16 protein-coding genes and 1 pseudogene are annotated in these 18,079 nt (G+C 42.4%); 14 read left to right on the forward strand and 3 right to left on the reverse strand.

The genetic code is table 11. The features are described from left to right. The first annotated feature begins 110 nt into the window (after positions 1–110). Entirely contained in the window at positions 111–629 is a 519-nt protein-coding gene (locus tag RUMTOR_RS01535; RefSeq protein WP_004845261.1) for a peptidylprolyl isomerase, read from the forward strand. A 99-nt stretch (positions 630–728) separates the two neighbouring features. Here RUMTOR_RS01535 and RUMTOR_RS01540 read toward each other — a convergent pair whose 3' ends face one another. Then, on the reverse strand, positions 729–1,259 hold the full coding sequence (locus tag RUMTOR_RS01540; protein WP_004845262.1) for a GNAT family N-acetyltransferase: 531 nt from the start codon (positions 1,257–1,259) through the stop codon (positions 729–731). Positions 1,260–1,509: 250 nt separating this feature from the next. On the opposite strand from RUMTOR_RS01540, the gene htpG reads away from it, so the two are divergent. After that, a complete protein-coding gene (gene htpG, locus RUMTOR_RS01545; RefSeq protein ID WP_004845263.1) occupies positions 1,510–3,555 on the forward strand; it encodes a molecular chaperone HtpG in 2,046 nt (681 codons plus the stop codon). A gap of 72 nt (positions 3,556–3,627) precedes the next feature. On the opposite strand, the gene RUMTOR_RS01550 is transcribed toward htpG, so the two are convergent. Then, complete coding sequence (locus tag RUMTOR_RS01550) at positions 3,628–4,116, reverse strand: DUF5721 family protein (protein WP_009243341.1); 489 nt, start codon at positions 4,114–4,116, stop codon at positions 3,628–3,630. A gap of 188 nt (positions 4,117–4,304) precedes the next feature. Here RUMTOR_RS01550 and RUMTOR_RS01555 point away from each other — a divergent pair, with 188 nt between their 5' ends. The 10 genes and pseudogenes from RUMTOR_RS01555 (at position 4,305) to RUMTOR_RS01600 (ending at position 14,833) form a co-directional block, all read left to right on the forward strand. After that, on the forward strand, positions 4,305–5,063 hold the full coding sequence (locus tag RUMTOR_RS01555; protein WP_004845265.1) for a GDSL-type esterase/lipase family protein: 759 nt from the start codon (positions 4,305–4,307) through the stop codon (positions 5,061–5,063). Continuing rightward, positions 5,060–5,545, forward strand: coding sequence for a DUF4358 domain-containing protein (locus RUMTOR_RS01560; RefSeq protein WP_004845266.1), 486 nt, complete (start codon positions 5,060–5,062; stop codon positions 5,543–5,545). Before RUMTOR_RS01555 ends, RUMTOR_RS01560 begins: the two co-directional genes overlap by 4 nt. A 21-nt stretch (positions 5,546–5,566) precedes the next feature. Then, positions 5,567–6,976: an MBOAT family O-acyltransferase gene (locus RUMTOR_RS01565; protein ID WP_009243340.1), complete on the forward strand. Its 1,410-nt coding sequence runs from the start codon at positions 5,567–5,569 to the stop codon at positions 6,974–6,976. 10 nt (positions 6,977–6,986) lie between these two features. Continuing rightward, positions 6,987–8,141, forward strand: a complete 1,155-nt coding sequence (locus RUMTOR_RS01570) for a DHHW family protein (RefSeq protein WP_004845268.1) — start codon at positions 6,987–6,989, stop codon at positions 8,139–8,141. Then, positions 8,134–8,868 carry a pseudouridine synthase gene (locus RUMTOR_RS01575; RefSeq protein ID WP_009243339.1) on the forward strand — a complete coding sequence of 245 codons (735 nt, stop codon included), beginning with the start codon at positions 8,134–8,136 and terminating at the stop codon, positions 8,866–8,868. Before RUMTOR_RS01570 ends, RUMTOR_RS01575 begins: the two co-directional genes overlap by 8 nt. Before the next feature lie 42 nt (positions 8,869–8,910). Next, entirely contained in the window at positions 8,911–10,872 is a 1,962-nt protein-coding gene (gene ligA, locus RUMTOR_RS01580; RefSeq protein ID WP_004845271.1) for an NAD-dependent DNA ligase LigA, read from the forward strand. A 142-nt stretch (positions 10,873–11,014) separates the two neighbouring features. After that, a pseudogene (clpX, locus tag RUMTOR_RS01585) lies at positions 11,015–12,507 on the forward strand (ATP-dependent Clp protease ATP-binding subunit ClpX). Positions 12,508–12,679: 172 nt separating this feature from the next. Then, a complete protein-coding gene (locus tag RUMTOR_RS01590; RefSeq protein ID WP_004845274.1) occupies positions 12,680–13,000 on the forward strand; it encodes a PadR family transcriptional regulator in 321 nt (106 codons plus the stop codon). Further along, the gene (locus RUMTOR_RS01595) at positions 12,997–13,593 is read left to right on the forward strand and encodes a DUF1700 domain-containing protein (RefSeq protein WP_004845275.1); all 597 of its coding nucleotides are present in this window, start codon (positions 12,997–12,999) and stop codon (positions 13,591–13,593) included. Before RUMTOR_RS01590 ends, RUMTOR_RS01595 begins: the two co-directional genes overlap by 4 nt. Next, on the forward strand, positions 13,577–14,833 hold the full coding sequence (locus tag RUMTOR_RS01600; protein WP_004845276.1) for a DUF4097 domain-containing protein: 1,257 nt from the start codon (positions 13,577–13,579) through the stop codon (positions 14,831–14,833). The genes RUMTOR_RS01595 and RUMTOR_RS01600 overlap by 17 nt, the downstream gene beginning before the upstream one ends. A 10-nt stretch (positions 14,834–14,843) precedes the next feature. Here RUMTOR_RS01600 and RUMTOR_RS01605 read toward each other — a convergent pair whose 3' ends face one another. Then, positions 14,844–16,550 carry a S8 family peptidase gene (locus RUMTOR_RS01605; RefSeq protein ID WP_009243336.1) on the reverse strand — a complete coding sequence of 569 codons (1,707 nt, stop codon included), beginning with the start codon at positions 16,548–16,550 and terminating at the stop codon, positions 14,844–14,846. Between the two features lie 257 nt (positions 16,551–16,807). Between RUMTOR_RS01605 and RUMTOR_RS01610 the strand changes: the two genes are divergently transcribed. Next, positions 16,808–17,521: a zinc ribbon domain-containing protein gene (locus RUMTOR_RS01610; protein WP_009243335.1), complete on the forward strand. Its 714-nt coding sequence runs from the start codon at positions 16,808–16,810 to the stop codon at positions 17,519–17,521. Further along, a complete protein-coding gene (gene lspA, locus RUMTOR_RS01615; RefSeq protein WP_009243334.1) occupies positions 17,511–18,011 on the forward strand; it encodes a signal peptidase II in 501 nt (166 codons plus the stop codon). The genes RUMTOR_RS01610 and lspA overlap by 11 nt, the downstream gene beginning before the upstream one ends. The last annotated feature ends 68 nt before the right edge of the window (positions 18,012–18,079 follow it).

The following is an 18,079-nucleotide window of genomic DNA, read 5'->3' on the forward strand; positions in this document are numbered from 1 at the left end:
AGTGACTAAAAAAAGCGGCGGAAAGTGTACATGTTGACGAAAAATGAGAAATCAGATACAATAGCACTGTTATAAGCGATGAAAACAGTAAAGAAAAGAGGAATAAAATTATGGCAAATCCAATCGTTACATTTGAGATGGAAAACGGCGATATCATGAAAGCGGAGCTTTATCCCGAGATTGCGCCGAATACGGTAAATAACTTTATTTCATTGATTAATAAAGGATTTTACGACGGTCTGATCTTTCACCGTGTGATCCGCGGATTTATGATCCAGGGCGGATGTCCGAACGGAAACGGAATGGGTGGTCCGGGATACGCGATCAAAGGCGAGTTTGCACAGAACGGTTTCCAAAACGATCTTGCACATGATCCGGGAGTTCTTTCCATGGCTCGTGCAATGCATCCTGATTCTGCGGGAAGCCAGTTTTTTATCATGCATGAAAAATCACCGCATCTGGACGGCGCTTATGCGGCGTTTGGAAAGATCACGGAAGGAATGGATATTGTAAATAAGATCGCAGAAACCGCAACAGATTACAGCGATCGTCCGCTTGAAGAGCAGAGAATGAAAAAGGTGACTGTAGAATTGTTCGGAGAAACATATGACGAACCGGAGACAGTATAAGCTGTAAAGGCAAAAAAGAAAAGTAAAGATGCTGACATATTCCCCTTAGGCAGGCAAGGAAACGAAAACCTGTTTAAGGGGATTGTTATGTCACAGTATTTACAGCCGATATTCCATAATGTAATCATCCATGAAAAAGCCGTTTCCGATATCATTTTTCTGAGCGTCGATCGTCTGAAAACCAAAGTGACGGTATACGTTCAGAGAGTGATCGTTGTGCTTATTACATGTCAGCCAAATGGCGGAACAATTTCGCTGCCGACATAAATTTTTTAGAAAATCAAACAAAAATGCGGCTAAATGTCTGCCGCGGTATTGTTTGGCAATGTACAGTTTGCTCAAAAACATCCTTCCGTCCTGATCCTGCCTGATCGCCATATATCCGCACAGTTTTCGGTTGCCGAGAAGCCGGTAGTATTCGTATCCGGTAAGAACCTGATCTTGTAAAGCCGGATAAGACTGAAAACGTGACAGCATATATTCTACCTGCTCTTTGCCGATGATCGGCGTGAAATGTTCATGCCAGATCACATCTGCCAAAGCGGCGATCTCTTGAAGATCCTCGTTAGTTTCTGCCTTGCGGATTGTAAACGGTTGATCCGTTCGATTGTCTGAAGATGTCTGATCCATGAGAAATATTCCCCCTTCTTTTTTTATCAAATATTATAGTACAAATAACATATTTTCCGCAACTTTCTAAAAATAATATTAATTATTAGCACTCAACACAAAAGAGTGCTGATTTTCTATTGACTTTTAAATATTGCCGTACTAGAATGTCTGTTAGACATAAAAAACAGATCGCATGAAGCCGATGTATATAAAGTATACCGGGAGATGCGTAAGTCATAAAATCAAAAAAAGATAAGGAGTGTTTACAATGGCAGTGAAAAAAGGAACATTATCGATCGACAGCGAAAATATATTTCCGATTATAAAGAAATGGGTGTATTCGGATCATGATATTTTTGTGAGGGAACTTATATCAAATGGCTGCGATGCGGTTACGAAGCTGAAAAAGCTTGATATGATGGGAGAATATGAACTTCCCGAAGATTATAAGGCAAAGATCGAAGTAATTGTCAATCCGGAAGAAAAGACAATGAAATTTATCGATAACGGTCTTGGTATGACAGCCGAAGAGGTAGAAGAGTACATTACGCAGATCGCATTTTCGGGAGCGACACAGTTTCTTGAAAAATATAAAGATAAAACGACAGAAGACGATATGATCGGTCATTTCGGACTTGGATTTTATTCTGCGTTTATGGTGGCGGATGAAGTTCAGATCGACACATTGTCTTATAAAGAAGGCGCATCTGCCGTACACTGGGCAAGTCAGGGAGGTACGGAATATGAGATGCAGGAAGGAAATAAAGAGACGGTCGGAACAGAGATCACACTGTTTTTAAATGAAGACAGTCTTGCGTTTGCAAATGAATACCGCGCAAGAGAAGTGATTGAAAAATATTGTTCTTTTATGCCTGTTGAAATCTTCCTTTCCAAAGCAAATGCGCAGCCGGAGTATGAAACGATCGATGAGGAGGATGTGCTTGACACAGACGAAGTCGTAGAGCATATTACGGAAGAAGTAAAAGAAGGCGAAGAAGGAGAACCGAAAAAGAAAGCGAAGATCGTGAAACGCCCTGTTTCTTTGAGCGATACTCATCCGCTGTGGAGCAAGAGTCCGAGCGAGTGCACAAAGGAAGAATACATTGATTTTTACCGCAAAGTGTTCATGGATTATAAAGAGCCTTTGTTCTGGATCCATTTGAATATGGATTACCCGTTTAACTTAAAAGGAATTTTGTATTTTCCGAAGATCAATACGGAATATGAATCTATCGAAGGAACGATCAAGCTGTACAACAATCAAGTTTTTATCGCGGACAATATCAAGGAAGTGATTCCGGAGTTCCTTATGGTTCTCAAAGGTGTGATCGACTGTCCGGATCTGCCGCTTAATGTATCAAGAAGCGCCCTGCAAAACGATGGATTCGTCAATAAAGTTGCCGATTACATTTCTAAGAAAGTGGCGGATAAGCTGACGGGAATGTTTAAGACAGACAGAGAGAATTATGAGAAATACTGGGATGACATCAGTCCGTTTATCAAATTCGGATGTCTGAAAGATGAAAAATTCGGCGAGAAGATGAAAGATTCGATGATCTACAAAAACCTGGATCACAAATATCTGACATTAGAAGATATTATAAATGAAAGTAAAGCTGCAGGAACAGAAGAAGAGACAGCCGAAGAGGCGGCAGCGGAAACAGATGTGCAGACAGATACGGACGATCAGGATAAAGAGCCTGAGAAAACGTCGGTTTACTATGTGACAGACGAAGTTCAGCAGAGCCAATACATCAATATGTTCAAGGCACAGGGACAAGACGCGATCGTACTGACACATAATATTGATTCTGCGTTTGTGACTTATCTGGAACAGAAACATGAAGACGTCAGATTTTTAAGAATCGATGCCGATGTACATGAGTCTTTGAAAGATGAAGTTGCAGAAGACGAGAAAGAATCTTTCGGAAAAATGGCAGACAGTCTCGTGGAAATCTTCCGAAAAGAACTAAATGACGATAAGCTCGATGTGAAAGTGGAAAAGCTTAAAGACGATAAAGTGGCGTCTATGGCTGTTTTGTCAGAAGAAAACCGCCGTATGGAAGAGATGATGAAGATGTACGGTATGAGCGGAATGGATTCGGCTATGTTCGGCAGCAAGGCGACACTTGTACTCAACGCAAACCATCCGCTTGTGAAGTTCCTGACAGAGAACAAAGAAAGCGAGAATGTAACTGTCATCTGTAAACAGCTTTATGATCTTGCAATGCTTGCTCATAAGCCTTTAAGCCCGGAAGAAATGACGGCGTTTGTACAAAGAAGCAACGAGATCATGCTTTTACTCACAAAATAAAATGATAATGATAAAGGCAGCCTGTATAGTTTTTTATACAGGCTGCTAAATTAAAACCGTTTTTTATTTCTGTCAATTTAGTAATTCAAAATCAATCCCTTTTTTCTTAAAGAAATTTTCAGTCATTTCATCCCATGCATGTTCTAATGTTTTATCCATCGTAAAAGTCTTGAAGGAAGTTCCGGTAATACATGTCAATGTTTCTCCGTTGTAGCGGATGTTCAGATAGAGTCCCTGCACAGCGTCCGCCTGAACGGAAAGATCGTTTTGCAAGAGGAGCGTTTCGATGTTCTTCGGAGCAAGGCTGAATACGAATTGGAAGGCAAGAGGAGTCCGTTTTCCTTTGATGAGGGAAAAGCAGAAGTTTCTTACATTTTTCCAATAAGAGTATTCGGGAAGGACGGAGTTAGAGTCAAAGAACTCTTTTTTGATAAAGCCGTCAATGTGAAATGTATTGAATGTTGTGATCTCTCCTTCGATAAATGAAAAATGATCAAATGTTTCATTTAACAGAAGGTGCGACATGAAATCTTTTATATTTGTCAATGAAAATGCGATCATGGAAAGACTCCTTATCATTGTATATTTGTTCATTTTACCTGCCATGTTTTTGATATGACAGGGTCATACTGATTGTACCACGAAACGGATGTGCCGTCATTGACTTTTTAATCTAAAAAAAGTATTATTATCTTGGGTTATTTTTATTTGTAAAATAAAATGAGTATTATAATGGGGAAACAATATAAATGAAGAAAATAAAACAGAAAACAAAAAGGAAGATCGTTCTTGCGGTATGTGTTCTTGCGGCAGCGCTTGTCATTGTGCTGATCGTGCAGGGCGTGCGGGGACTTTTTTATAAGAAAGCGGACACATCGGCAGGACTGGAATATATTCACGGAGAAGAAAAAGGAGATATTGCGGCGATTGAGAAAAAAATCGAACTGCTTGAAAAAAAAGACGGAGAAGAAGGCACCGGGGAACGGAGTCTGAAAGAAAAGTTTACGGGCGCGGTTATCGTGGGAGACTCTATTACGGAAGGATTTACAGAATATGACATTTTGAACACATCCAGCGTTGTAGCAAAGATCGGAGTACATTTGGATGAGTTGGACGAGCAGATCAAACAGGTGAAAAAATTAAGTCCCGGGATCATATTTTTGTCTCTCGGAATGAATGATGTCGAGCATACAAACGGTGATGCGGACGAGTTTGTCAAACAATACGGAGCAGTTGTGGATGAACTGAAAAAGAGCGTGCCGGGAGCGCATATTTTTGTGAACGCAATTTTTCCGGTGCAGGAAAAGGCAGTGAAAGAAAAGCCTGTTTTTGCAGAAATAGAAAATTTCAACGAGAAACTAAAAGAGTTATGTGATAAAAAGCGGATAGCGTTTATCGACAGTTCGGATCTTATGTCTGACGAATATTATGAGCAGGACGGCATACATTTTAAGGCGTCTTTCTATCCGGTCTGGGCTGAAAAAATGGCGGAGGTGGCAGGCTTATGAGTCAGTGGAAGAAAATAACTATCCGGGTGATGCGCTATGTGACATTGCTTCTGATCGTCGGATTCGTTGCACTTCTTTTGATCTATACAAGCGGCAGCAATCGCCCTTTTGAGAAAGTGGAGAAGTCTGTGGAAGCATCTCTTGATAAGGAAAATATGAAGCGTCAGGACGGGACGGCATTAAAACGTAACTTTGGACTGAATGCGGCAGATTATGACGGCGTTATGTATTATTCGTCGGAATTTAGTATTTCATCTGAAGAAGTTCTTCTTATTAAAGCAAAAAGTGAAACGCAGACCGCGGAAATTTCAAGTGCGATCGAAGAACGGATCAAAACAAGGATGAATGATTTTGAGGGGTATGCGCCGGAATCGGTGCAGTTATTGGAAGATGCAAAGAAAAGCGTGCGCGGTAAATATGTATTTTTTGCCGCTGCGCCGGGAGCAGAAAAATATTTAGAAATATTTAACAACAGTTTATAAATCGGGAGAGGGAACAGGCGGATGTTATTTAGCAGTATCACATTTTTGTTTATGTTTCTGCCAATCGTAATGGCAGTGTATTATCTCGTTCCGAACGGGGCGAAAAATATCGTCTTGCTTTTGGCGAGTCTGTTTTTTTACGCATGGGGAGAGCCGGTCTATGTCGTGCTCATGATCTTATCCATCGTATTAAACTATTTTTGCGGACGGGATATCGAGGCAAATGCAGACAATCCGAAAAAGGCAAAGCTAAGTCTTGTGTTTGCTCTTACGGCAAATATTCTCATACTTGGATTTTTTAAATATTATGGCTTTTTGCTTGATACAGTTAATTCCTTTCTTACGACGGACATTCCTTACAGAGTGCTCCCTCTGCCGATCGGAATCTCATTCTATACGTTTCAGGCGATCTCATATGTGATCGATATCTATCGGAAAGACGCGAAGCCGCAGAAGAATATTTTATACTTTGCGCTTTATATCAGTATGTTCCCGCAGTTGATCGCAGGTCCGATCGTCCGTTACGCGGATATTGAAGAACAGTTGAAAATGCGGAAAGTCACGCTTCGTAAACTGGGGCAAGGTTCGATGTATTTTATCATCGGTCTGGCGAAAAAAGTGATCATCGCAAATTCAACGGGGGCGGTGTTTGAAGAAGTCGCCGCGATGTCAACCGGAAGTTTATCTGTCTTAACTGCATGGGTCGGCGTATTTTCTTATGCGTTCCAGATATATTTTGACTTCAGCGGATATTCGGATATGGCGATCGGCCTCGGAAAAATGTTCGGATTTGAATTTAAGAAAAATTTTGACCATCCGTATGTATCGAAAAGCGCAACGGAATTTTGGAGAAGGTGGCATATTTCTCTTGGAACGTGGTTTAGAGAGTATGTATATATTCCTCTCGGCGGCAATCGATGTTCGGTTTCGAGAAATATATTTAACCTGATGGTTGTCTGGACACTGACCGGAATGTGGCACGGGGCGGCATGGAACTTTGTCGCATGGGGCGTATATTACGGCGTGATCCTTGTGATGGAAAAGTATGTGTGGGGTGCTTCCGTCGAACAGCTTCCGAAACCGGTCCAGCATATTTATGCAGGCGCAGTCATCCTTGTAGGCTGGGTATTCTTCTTTAGTCCGAGTCTTGGGTATGCTCTGCGGTATCTTTGGGCGATGATCGGAGGAGGATCGGGAATAGCGGATGCGCAAGGCGCATTTCTTCTGTTTACTCACTGGCTTTTGTTTGTCATTGCGGCGGTGGGAAGTACAGCTTACGGAAGAAAACTGCTAAATAACGCAGTTCGTTTTTCCGCCAACCGAACAGTAAGAATGACGGTGGGAGCCGTTCTCTATATTGGAATTTTCTTCCTTTCGGTGGCATTTTTGGTGACAGATACATTTAATCCATTTTTATATTTCAGATTTTAGGGGAATACTTATGAACAGCAGGAAAAGAAAAGGTCAGCTTGAGAGTATGATCGGAAAAATCTTTGTATTAAGTCTTTTTCTCATTTTACTTGTGAATCTGATCGTTCCGAACAAAGAAAAATCAGAAGAAGAAAACAGGATGCTGGAGACGAAACCGAAAGCGTCGGCAGCTTCGATCATTTCCGGAGATTACATGGAACAATGGGAAAAGTATGTAAGCGATCAGTTTTTCGGACGGAACTTTTGGAGGAAGATAAAAGTAAACGCAGATAAGATTTCGGGAACAAAAAAAGAAAACGGCGTGTTCATCGGAAAAAGCGGACAACTATTAGAAGATATCGCAGTTCCGGATAAAGAGCAGCTTGAAGCGAATATCAATGCGGTGAAAAATTTTGCACAGACATATGAAAACATTCCGACGACGGTAATGCTTGTTCCGGATGCGGCATGTATTTTGAGCAATCGTCTTCCTGCATTTGCGACAGTGGAAGATCAGCGTCAGATGTTCGGTATGGTAGAGCGTAATCTGGGCGATACGGTCAACTGGGTAGATACTGTTTCTATTATGAATAAACATAAGTCAGAAAAGCTGTACTATAAAACGGATCATCACTGGACGACTCAGGGAGCGTTTTATATGTTCAAAGATACGGCTTCGCTGTTCGGGATCAAAGGAGACGTATCTGATGATTATGTTTCCTATACTGTGACAGATGATTTTAACGGTGTTCTTGCGTCAAAAAGCGGATGCGGTCTGGATGAAAAAGAAAAAATCGATATTTACGCGCCGACAAACGGCGATGACGATGTAATCGTAAATTATGTCAATGAAACGAAAAAGACAACTTCTCTTTATGATTCGTCCAAACTAAAGACAAGAGATAAGTACGGAGTATTTTTAGGCGGGAATACATCAGTTATCGATATAAAGACAGTGTCTACGAGCCAGAAGAGACTGCTTGTGGTGAAAGATTCATTTGCAGACTGCTTTATTCCGTTCTTAACTCCTCATTACAGAGAGATCGTTGTTGTTGATCCAAGATATTACAGCGGAACGATGCAGGATATTATGGACACATACCGCATAACAGATGCGTTGATCTTGTATAGCGGAAATACATTTTTTACAGACAATAATATAAGTGGAGTGTTTACTGGTGAGTAATCGGATCAGAGAAGAATTTTTACAGGCAAAAGAGTCGGTAAGACTGAATAAATACTTAAGCGAGGCGGGCGTTTGTTCCAGAAGGGAGGCGGACCGCCTTATTGAAAGCGGTAAAGTGACGGTAGACGGAGTGACGGCGCAGATGGGGATGCGCGTTACGGCGGGGCAGATTGTCAAAGTCGGAAAAAAAACAGTGTCAAAGCAAGATGAGATGATCGTTTTAGCTGTGAATAAGCCGAAAGGGATCGTCTGTACCGAAGATCAAAGAGAACGCGACAGTATCGTTCGTTTTTTGAACTACCCTGTGCGTGTTACTTATGCGGGCAGACTGGACAAAGATTCGCGCGGACTTCTGCTTATGACGAACAACGGAGATATCATCAATCAGATGATGCGTGCGGCAAACCGCCATGAAAAAGAATATAAAGTTACGGTTGATAAAGAGATCACGGAACAATTTATAAAAAAAATGTCGGAAGGAGTTCCGATCCTTGACACGGTCACAAGACCATGTACAGTAAAGAAGATCGGGAAATATACTTTTTCGATCATCTTGACTCAGGGGCTGAACCGCCAGATCAGAAGGATGTGTGCGGCGTTCGGATATGAGGTGAAAGATCTTGTCCGTATAAGGATTATGAATATTCGTCTCGGGAGTCTGAAAGAAGGAGCATACCGAAAACTGACGGACGAAGAACTGGAAGAATTGTATGAGATGTTGAAATGACCGGTCAAGATACCGTAAAGAAATTAATTGTTGGAGAAGAAGATGGAAAAGAAGAAGAAAACGAAACGGATGCGCGAACTTGTCGAACTTCTGAATAAAGCGCGCCGTGCTTACGAACAGGAAAACACGGAGATCATGAGCAATTTCGAGTATGACCGTCTTTATGACGAACTGTTGTCCTTAGAAAAAGAACTGGAAACAACGCTTGCCTCAAGCCCGACGGTCAATGTGGGATATGAAGTTTTGAGCGAGCTTCCGAAAGAGCGTCATGAAACGCCGATGTTGTCCCTTGATAAGACGAAAGATGTAGAACGATTGAGGGAATTTTTGGGAGATCAACAGGCGGTGATCTCATGGAAGATGGATGGTCTGACGATTGTTCTGACTTATGAAAACGGAGTTTTGAAAAAAGCGGTTACAAGGGGAAACGGGGAGATCGGAGAAGTTGTGACGAACAACGCAAAAGTATTTCGTAATGTTCCGTTATCTATTCCGTTTAAAGGGGAGCTTGTGCTTCGGGGAGAAGCTGTTATTTCTTATAAAGATTTTGAAAAGATCAATGAAGAAATCGGAGATGCCGATGCAAAATACAAGAATCCCCGTAACTTGTGCAGCGGATCGGTCCGCCAGTTAAACAATGAAGTGACGGCGAAGAGAAATGTAAGGTTTTATGCGTTCACGCTTGTGAAAGCTGACAATGTGGATTTTGAAAATTCAAGAGCATATCAACTGAAATGGCTGCAGGAACAAGGATTCGATGTTGTAGAGCATCATCTCGTTACCCGGGATACCGTCGGTGATGAAGTTGCGTGGTTTGCAGAGCATATTCGGGAAAACGAAGTGCCGTCGGACGGACTTGTTCTTATATATGATGATATTTCTTATGGGCAGTCACTTGGAACAACGGCAAAGTTTCCGCGAGATTCCTTTGCGTTTAAGTGGGAGGATGAAGTGCGAAAGACGACGATCCGTGAGATTGAATGGAGTCCGTCCAGAACAGGACTGATCAATCCTGTTGCGATCTTTGATCCTGTAGAATTAGAAGGAACAACAGTAAGCCGTGCAAGCGTTCATAATATCAGTATTATGGAGGAACTGGAACTGGGGATCGGAGATACGGTTACGGTGTATAAGGCAAATATGATCATCCCCCAGATTGCGGAAAATCTGACGCGCAGCGGAGTAAGCGAGATTCCGAAAGAATGTCCTGTCTGTAAAAAGCCGACAAAAATATCTATGGAAAATAATACGAAAACGCTGTATTGTATGAATCCGAAATGTCAGGCAAAGCATGTGAAGTCATTCAGTTTGTTTGCAAGCAGAGACGCTATGAATATCGAAGGACTGTCCGAGGCGACTTTGGAAAAATTCATCATTAACGGGTATGTCAAAGATTTTACGGATATCTTCCATCTTGACAGATATGAAGCGGAAATAAAGACGATGGAAGGATTTGGAGAAAAATCTTATGAAAATCTGCGAAAAAGGATAGAAAATGCAAGAAAGACAACGCTTCCGAGGCTGATCTACAGTCTTGGGATTCCGAACATCGGAATCTCAAACGCAAAAATGATCTGTCGTGCGCTGGGAGAAGATCCAAAACGGGTCATCCGGGCGACGGAAGAAGAATTAAGCGCGATATCGGGTGTGGGAGGAGTGATAGCAGGTACATTTGTCGAATATTTTAAAGATACGGCGCATGTAGATGTTTTTGATCGTCTCCTCAAAGAAGTAGAACTTACGAAAGAAACGTCAGAAGAAGATCAGAAGTTTGCGGGAGTTAATTTTGTCATTACAGGCAGCGTAGAGCATTTTGTAAATCGGGCACAGGTAAAAGAAGAGATTGAAAAACGAGGCGGCAAAGTGACGGGGAGCGTGACGTCAAAGACAAATTATCTGATTAACAACGATACCGGATCGGGAACGGCAAAAAACAAAAAAGCACGGGAACTTGGTATTCCGATCATTTCGGAAGAAGATTTCCTTCAAATGATGAATGAATAGAAAAAAGCGGATTCGATTTTTACAAAAACTTCATTTGTACAATGAAGTCAAGTGTACTATAATAAAAAAATACTTGTAAAAGAAAGTGGATAAACACAATGTCCATATAGATGAAAACAGTCAGAGAAAGACGAGGAGAATTATGTCAGATCAGGATTTCATTTTAGTAGATGAGGAAGAAAAAGAGTCCACAGGGGCAGACGAGGTGGACAAAGAAGAGAAAAAAGACCATTTGGCAGTAAAGAAGGAAGAGGAAAAGAAACGGAAAAAGACAACGATGATGATGGATATGAGAAGATCTGTCTCATCTGTCACAGACCGGAAAGCGTTGCGGGAAAGATGATCGAGATGCCGAATCATATTACGGTATGCCGGGATTGTATGCAAAGAAGCTTTGATGCGATGACAGACGGCTCTGTTGATCTGAGCCGGCTTGTCAACATGCCGGGGGTACAGTTTCTTAATTTATCGGATTTGGATCATATGCAGCCTAAAGCGCAGAAGATCAAGAAGAAAAAAGAAAAGCCGAAAGAGTTCCATCAACTTGATATTAAGAAGATTCCGGCGCCTCATAAGATCAAAGCAAGACTTGACGAATATGTAGTCGGACAGGAAAAAGCGAAGAAAGCGATGGCAGTCGCCGTTTATAATCATTATAAACGGGTTGCGTCAGATACAATGGACGATATCGAGATTGAAAAGTCGAATATGCTTATGATCGGACCGACGGGAAGCGGAAAGACGTATCTTGTCAAAACATTGGCAAAACTTCTTGACGTGCCGCTCGCCATTACAGACGCTACGTCGCTGACAGAAGCAGGATATATCGGAGATGATATAGAAAGCGTTGTTTCCAAACTACTTGCCGCTGCCGACAACGATGTAGAACGGGCGGAGCAGGGAATTATTTTTATCGATGAAATCGATAAGATCGCAAAAAAACATACGTCGAATCAAAGAGATGTAAGCGGGGAATCAGTTCAGCAGGGAATGCTCAAACTTTTGGAAGGAAGCGAAGTGGAAGTTCCTGTCGGAGCGAACAGCAAGAACGCGATGGTTCCTTTGACAACGGTCAATACGAAAAATATTTTGTTTATTTGTGCCGGCGCATTTCCGGATCTGGAAGATATTATAAAAGAGCGTCTTACAAAGAAAACGTCTATGGGATTTAATGCAGAACTAAAAGATAAGTATGAGCATGACGAGGACATTTTGTCGAAAGTGACGGTGGAAGATCTGAGAAAATTCGGTATGATCCCGGAGTTCCTCGGACGTATGCCGATCATATTTACATTGAAAGGTCTTGATAAAGATATGCTTGTTAAGATCTTGAAAGAGCCGAGAAATGCGATCTTAAAACAGTATCAGAAGCTGCTTGCCCTTGATGAAGTAAGTCTGGTGTTTGATGACGGCGCTCTTGAGACGATTGCGGAAAAAGCAATGGAAAAAGATACCGGGGCGAGAGCGCTTCGGGCGATCATCGAAGAGTTTATGTTGGATATTATGTATGAAATCCCCAAAGATGACAACATCGGGGAAGTGACGATCACAAGAGAGTATATTGAAGGTACGGGAGGTCCTGTCATTAAACTGCGGGGACAGCAGTCGATCGCGATGAAAGAGGATCATTCGTAAAAGAGAGAGTAAAACCGGAAGATTTGGTCATAGATCAGAGCCTTCCGGCTTTTCTTTTGATTTTCTTTAGAAAAACTTTCAAACATATATATTGACCATTCATATTATATATTATATAATATAAATATATTAAACATATAAATAAATAAAACATATATAAAGGAGTGAGAATATGACATTACCGTTGAGTGCACCGATGCTCGATCTTCTTGTCCTCTCTGTGATTGCAGAAGAAGATGCGTATGGTTATCAGATCGGCAGGATCATTAAAAGAGCGTCGGCTACGATGAAAGATTCTGCGTTGTACCCGATATTAAAGCGGCTTCAGGAAAATCATTTTGTGGAAACGTATGATAGACAGTTTCAGGGAAGAAACAGGAAGTATTATACGATCACAGATGCCGGGAGACAGTATCTGGCAGAATTGACAGAGGAATGGGAGCGTTATCGGACGGTTGTGGATGATATTGTAAAGGGAGGGAATTTATCATGACAAAAAGTGAATATATGAAAAAATTGTCATACAGTCTCAGAAGGCTACCGAAAGAAGATTTCAATCAGGCGATAGACTACTTTGAGGAATACTTTGCAGAGGCGGGAGAGGAGAATGAACAGCAGGCGATCGAAGATCTTGGATCGCCGGAAGATGCGGCAAAAGAATTGATTATGAATCTGGCGGAAAAGAATATGGAGCAGCCGCCGAAAACGGTAAAACACAGTTTTAAGGCAGTCTGGATCGGTATTCTCGGAATCTGCGCGGCGCCGATCGCACTTCCGATCGCACTTTCTTTGATCTGTGTGATCGCAGCCGTGATTGTTTCTGTTTTCTGTGTGTTTGCAGGCTTGTTTCTTACGGCGGTTACGCTGGCGGGAGCTGCGGTGATCGGCGTGATAGGAGGAGCGGCTCTGCTGATCCAAAGTCTCCCGGATGGATTGGCGACATTAGGATTCAGTCTTTGCTGCGGCGCAGTAGGAATTATGTCTGTATATGGAATTTTCTGTTTCTTGAAATGGCTTCTTTATAAAGTGGCTCAGCTTTTAGGAAAGATTATGAAGGGAGGAAAGAAAAATGAAAAAAATAACTAAGCGGATTTTGATTGCTTCGGCAGTGACAGCCGGAACAGGAGTTGTCTTTATGGGAGTTGGAATCGCATTAGGCGGCTGGCCCGGAGTTGTTTTTACAAAAGGCGGAATCCATTCACCGTACGAGCAGAAAACTCCTTATCGGCAGGAAAAGAAAGAGATCGAACCTTTTTCAGAACTGAGTCTCTATGTGGGAAGCGAAGCGGATGTAGTTGTTATGGCTTCAAAAGATGAGAAATATTATGTCGAATATACACTTGACGGAAATTACGGTAAACCTAAATGTGAATTAACAAATGGAAAACTTTCTATTGCTCAGCAAGATCACAACGGATATATGACAGGTATGTTCGGATTGAACCTCGGAGAAAATCTATCAGGAGAAAAATCTTACATTACAGTTTATATTCCGAAAGGAACGCTTCTTGAAACCGCAGATATATACAATGATTATGGGAATGTCAACTGGTCAAATGTCAATGGAAAAAAAGTGTCGATCGAGGCGGACAGCGGAAATGTAAAAATAGAACAGTCGGAAACAACGTCAATGAAACTGACTTTGAACGACGGAGATGCATTCGCAGACAAACTGAAAGCGGAAACATTTACGCTGCAATCGGATTATGGCGACAGTACACTTTCCAATGTTTCCGGTAAGACGTTTACAGTGCAGTCAGAATGCGGAGATGTAAAAACAGAGCAGTCGGAAACAACGTCGATGGAACTGATTTTAAATGACGGAGATGTATCTGTAGATGGACTGAAAGCGGAAACGTTTGTATTACAATCGGAGTATGGCGACAGCACGATTTCCGATGTTTCCGGTAAGGTGTTTACGGTACAGTCGGAATGCGGAGAAGTGGAATTAGACCGGGTTTTGTTTGAAAAGATGAAAGTGGAAGCGCTGGATGGAGACGTATTATCGAGTGAAATTTCCTGTTCTTTTGCAGATGTGACATTAGAATACGGGGATCTTCGCTGGGATGCGCAAAAACTGGAAAATTTGACCTGCCAGGCCGAGTGCGGAGACGTAGATCTTATTCTTCCCGAAGAACTGGAAAAGTATGAAGTTGATCTGCAGATTGAATACGGAGATCTTTCTCTGCCCAAAGACACTCCCCATGATCAGTATAGAGAGGAAGACGGAGAAGTATCTTACCGCATATCGGCATCAGAGAAAAATGCAGGAAAGAAGATCTCCGTCATAAATGAGGAGGGCGATGTAAAGGTTCGCTATCGCTAAATTTAAATCGTTATAATTTTCGCATCACTTCAAATGTATGGTAAAGATTTAACTGCCCGTATCCCCATATACGATTAGGATACTCCATCGTATCGGGACGCAGAGCTCCGAGTATGAGAAGACTTCTGATTTGGAAGGAATCTATACCCGGAGCTTTTTGAATATAGAGAAGCCATTCCAACATCAACGCCACAGCGCCGGCAGTGACGGCACAGGCTGCGCAGGAGCCGGAATGTGTTTCAAATCGTCCGTTGGAAACAGGACCGCGTATATTAATCCCGGGAGCAGTTAAGTCCGGCTTGATCTGACCGGATCGTGTATATCCTCTGCCTGATGTTTGAGATACGGCGTTTGTCGTTCCGTTATAATAGGAAACGACAACGGGACTTTGAGTATTTGCGGGATTGGTTAAAGTATAATAGGGGTCAGATTCAAGAAAATACACTTCTCCGTCAATAAATTCCGTGACAGGAAGCCACATGTGAAACTGACCGTCGGTGACGGTGATCGGTTCAATGACGATTTTCCAAATGCCTGCCGCCGGGCTGTTAAAACGGAAAAATACAAGTTCGGAAGTGGTTTTTTCTACGAGGATACGGTAATCGACCGATACCTTTGTACGCTCAAAGAGAAAATCAAGCTCTGCGCTTGATCCCGCATGAAAAGGGATTCGCGAGGTGTCTTCCCCGGAAGGGGATATAATGGATATGGACGATGTATTCGGAATATCTGTCCATAATTCCATGGAAAATCCCGAAACATTTTCTCCGACGCGGATTTCTACCGTTTTGTTTTTTGATCCGTTCGTTAAAGTATTGGCATAGTGATGACGCTGATCCGCCTCATTTCCGGTTCCGATGACGGCGATATGATTGGCAAGCGAACCATAATTTTCAATTAGATTCGGGAGCGGAAGCGTCCCGATATGTCCGCCCATATTAGAACCGACTGTAAAACAGATGACAAGAGGAAGATTCAGGGAATCTGCAAGAAGGTTTAAATAGCGGATTCCGAGCATAAGATCTGTTTCCTGGTAGCATTCGGCATCAGAAGGAATGAAATAATAGTCTCGGAGATATTGCTTTGCCTGTTTTAGTTTCACAACGGCGATAGAGGCTTCAGGTGCGGCGCCGAGAAATTCTTCTTCAGGAACGGCGCTTCCGCATGCAAGGGCAGCGGCGTAAGTTCCGTGCCCTGTTTCATCAGTGGATGGAACAAGATCAAACGGAGAATCCGATCTAAGAGCTTCGTTGATCTGTTCTTCCGTAAATTCGCTTCCGTAAGAAAAATGTTCCGGCATTGTTCCGGTCTGCACAGTTTGATCCCAAATAGCGCGGATGCGGGTTGTATTATCTAAGTTTTGAAAAACCGGATTTGTATAGTCGATTCCGCTGTCAAGAAATCCGATCAAAATATTGCGTCCTTTAAGCTGAAGCGTAGGGTAGTTTTGAACAGGGAGGATTCCGGCTTCGTTGAGTGTCTGCATATTAAGAGGCGAATAGCAGTTCGGAATCGAAGCATATGAATATTTCGGCAGAGTGATCGGGTCGGAAATCTCCTTTGGAAGATAGAAGCATTTGTAAGAAAATCCCGCTTCCTGTTCACAGCGATGCACGTTCATGAGACTGTTGAAAAAGGGAGTTCGGACATGGTTTCCGATAAAGTCGCGGTAATCTTCGGATAAAATATGTTCACGGCATGTTTCGCGGTCAAGCATAAAATAAATTCTCCGATTTGATTTTTATATCATATGCGGAAAATCAGAACCTCATTCTTGAAAAAATGAAAAAAGAGTGTTTGATCTAAAGAACGCTTCCGAAGAATCAGAAGTGAAAAAAGTATAAATTCCAATGAGAAATGTTGAAGTTGTTTCAGAAAAGGGTATAATAATGATAACTTAAATATCAGATACGACCGATGTTTTTTGTACTTCGGACGTCCGTTTGGATAAAAGACGAAAGGAGATTGATACACATGAAAGATTTTTTTGAAAATTTCGGAAAACGGTTCGGAGAGACTGCCGAAATGGTGACGAATAAAGCAGGAGAGATGATAGAGATCCAGAGAGTTAAAAGTCAGATCAGAGATCTTGCTCGTGAAAACGCCGTTGATATGATGGAGTTGGGCAAAGCGGTGTATGAGCGTTATAAATCAGGCGAAGAACTTGACGATAGCACTGCGCAGATTTGTGATTCGATAAAAGAACGGGAAAAGGAAATTGAAAAGTACGAACGCAAGATCGCGGTTTTGAAAGGTTCTGCAGCTTGTGTTAAATGCGGCAGAATGGTTTCGGAAGATATGGCATACTGCCCGTACTGCGGAGAGAAGATGGAGGCCCGGGATATGGAAGAGGCGACGGAGGAGTATGCGGAGAAAGTAAAGGAAAAAGCAGCGGATGTTGCCGAAGCGATGGCTGATAAAGCAGAAGAAACGGCAAAAAAGATAGGAGAAGCTGCGCAGAAAGCAGCGTATAAGACAGAAGAAGTGCTTGAAAAAGCGGCAGATAAGACGACCCAGGCTGTTCATAAAGCAGCGGAAAAAACGACGGAAGCAGTTCATAAAGCGGCGGATAAAGCTGAGGAAACAGCGCATAAATCAGCGGATAAAGCAGAAGAAGCGGCGCATAGATCAGCGGAGAAAGCAGAAGATGCGGCAGATAAGACAGTGGAGAAACTCAATGAAGATTAGATGGTTTCCGATCACGGCAGCTTTGGCTGCCGCAGATCAGGCGGCAAAATGCTATGCCGAGAATAAACTTGCAAAAGGAGAAGAACGTGCGATTACAGACAAGGTTGTTTTACGGCACGTTCAAAACGAAGGAGTCTGTATGAGCCTTCTGGAAGATGAACCTGAGACTGCCCGTATTTTGGCGGGAGCGGCGTCGGGAGCTGTGCTCGGATGGCATGCCTTTACGGTTGTGACAAAGAAGAAGAGGTTTTGGAAAAAGGCAGGACTTTCATTGATGGCGGCAGGCTCGATCAGTAATATGTTCGATCGGCTCGTTCGCGGACACGTTGTAGATTATGTGGGATTTCGCTTGGAAGATAAACATTTGGAAGGGATCACATATAATTTCGCGGATTTCTTTATCGCAGCAGGAGCTGTCATTACAGTGATGACAAAACTGTTTCGACCGGGCTCGAAAAAGAAGAAAAAAGCAAAAACGAAAAGTGTCTGAAATCTGAAAAACGTAAAATCCGAAAAGAAAACGAAACAAAAAAACAGAACAGAAGAAGGTACAGCTAA

It is taken from the genome of [Ruminococcus] torques ATCC 27756, from assembly GCF_000153925.1.
Taxonomy (GTDB): Bacteria; Bacillota; Clostridia; order Lachnospirales; family Lachnospiraceae; genus Mediterraneibacter; species Mediterraneibacter torques.

What these genes read in the sequence shown, in the direction of transcription:
- RUMTOR_RS01560 (WP_004845266.1), top strand. Translation starts at nt 5,060, where the DNA reads ATGAGTCAGTGGAAGAAAATAACTATCCGGGTGATGCGCTATGTGACA.
- RUMTOR_RS01605 (WP_009243336.1), bottom strand. Translation starts at nt 16,550, where the DNA reads ATGCTTGACCGCGAAACATGCCGTGAACATATTTTATCCGAAGATTAC.
- RUMTOR_RS01590 (WP_004845274.1), top strand. Translation starts at nt 12,680, where the DNA reads ATGACATTACCGTTGAGTGCACCGATGCTCGATCTTCTTGTCCTCTCT.
- RUMTOR_RS01540 (WP_004845262.1), bottom strand. Translation starts at nt 1,259, where the DNA reads ATGGATCAGACATCTTCAGACAATCGAACGGATCAACCGTTTACAATC.
- lspA (WP_009243334.1), top strand. Translation starts at nt 17,511, where the DNA reads ATGAAGATTAGATGGTTTCCGATCACGGCAGCTTTGGCTGCCGCAGAT.
- RUMTOR_RS01600 (WP_004845276.1), top strand. Translation starts at nt 13,577, where the DNA reads ATGAAAAAAATAACTAAGCGGATTTTGATTGCTTCGGCAGTGACAGCC.
- RUMTOR_RS01550 (WP_009243341.1), bottom strand. Translation starts at nt 4,116, where the DNA reads ATGATCGCATTTTCATTGACAAATATAAAAGATTTCATGTCGCACCTT.
- RUMTOR_RS01595 (WP_004845275.1), top strand. Translation starts at nt 12,997, where the DNA reads ATGACAAAAAGTGAATATATGAAAAAATTGTCATACAGTCTCAGAAGG.
- RUMTOR_RS01610 (WP_009243335.1), top strand. Translation starts at nt 16,808, where the DNA reads ATGAAAGATTTTTTTGAAAATTTCGGAAAACGGTTCGGAGAGACTGCC.
- RUMTOR_RS01570 (WP_004845268.1), top strand. Translation starts at nt 6,987, where the DNA reads ATGAACAGCAGGAAAAGAAAAGGTCAGCTTGAGAGTATGATCGGAAAA.
- RUMTOR_RS01535 (WP_004845261.1), top strand. Translation starts at nt 111, where the DNA reads ATGGCAAATCCAATCGTTACATTTGAGATGGAAAACGGCGATATCATG.
- ligA (WP_004845271.1), top strand. Translation starts at nt 8,911, where the DNA reads ATGGAAAAGAAGAAGAAAACGAAACGGATGCGCGAACTTGTCGAACTT.
- htpG (WP_004845263.1), top strand. Translation starts at nt 1,510, where the DNA reads ATGGCAGTGAAAAAAGGAACATTATCGATCGACAGCGAAAATATATTT.
- RUMTOR_RS01565 (WP_009243340.1), top strand. Translation starts at nt 5,567, where the DNA reads ATGTTATTTAGCAGTATCACATTTTTGTTTATGTTTCTGCCAATCGTA.
- RUMTOR_RS01555 (WP_004845265.1), top strand. Translation starts at nt 4,305, where the DNA reads ATGAAGAAAATAAAACAGAAAACAAAAAGGAAGATCGTTCTTGCGGTA.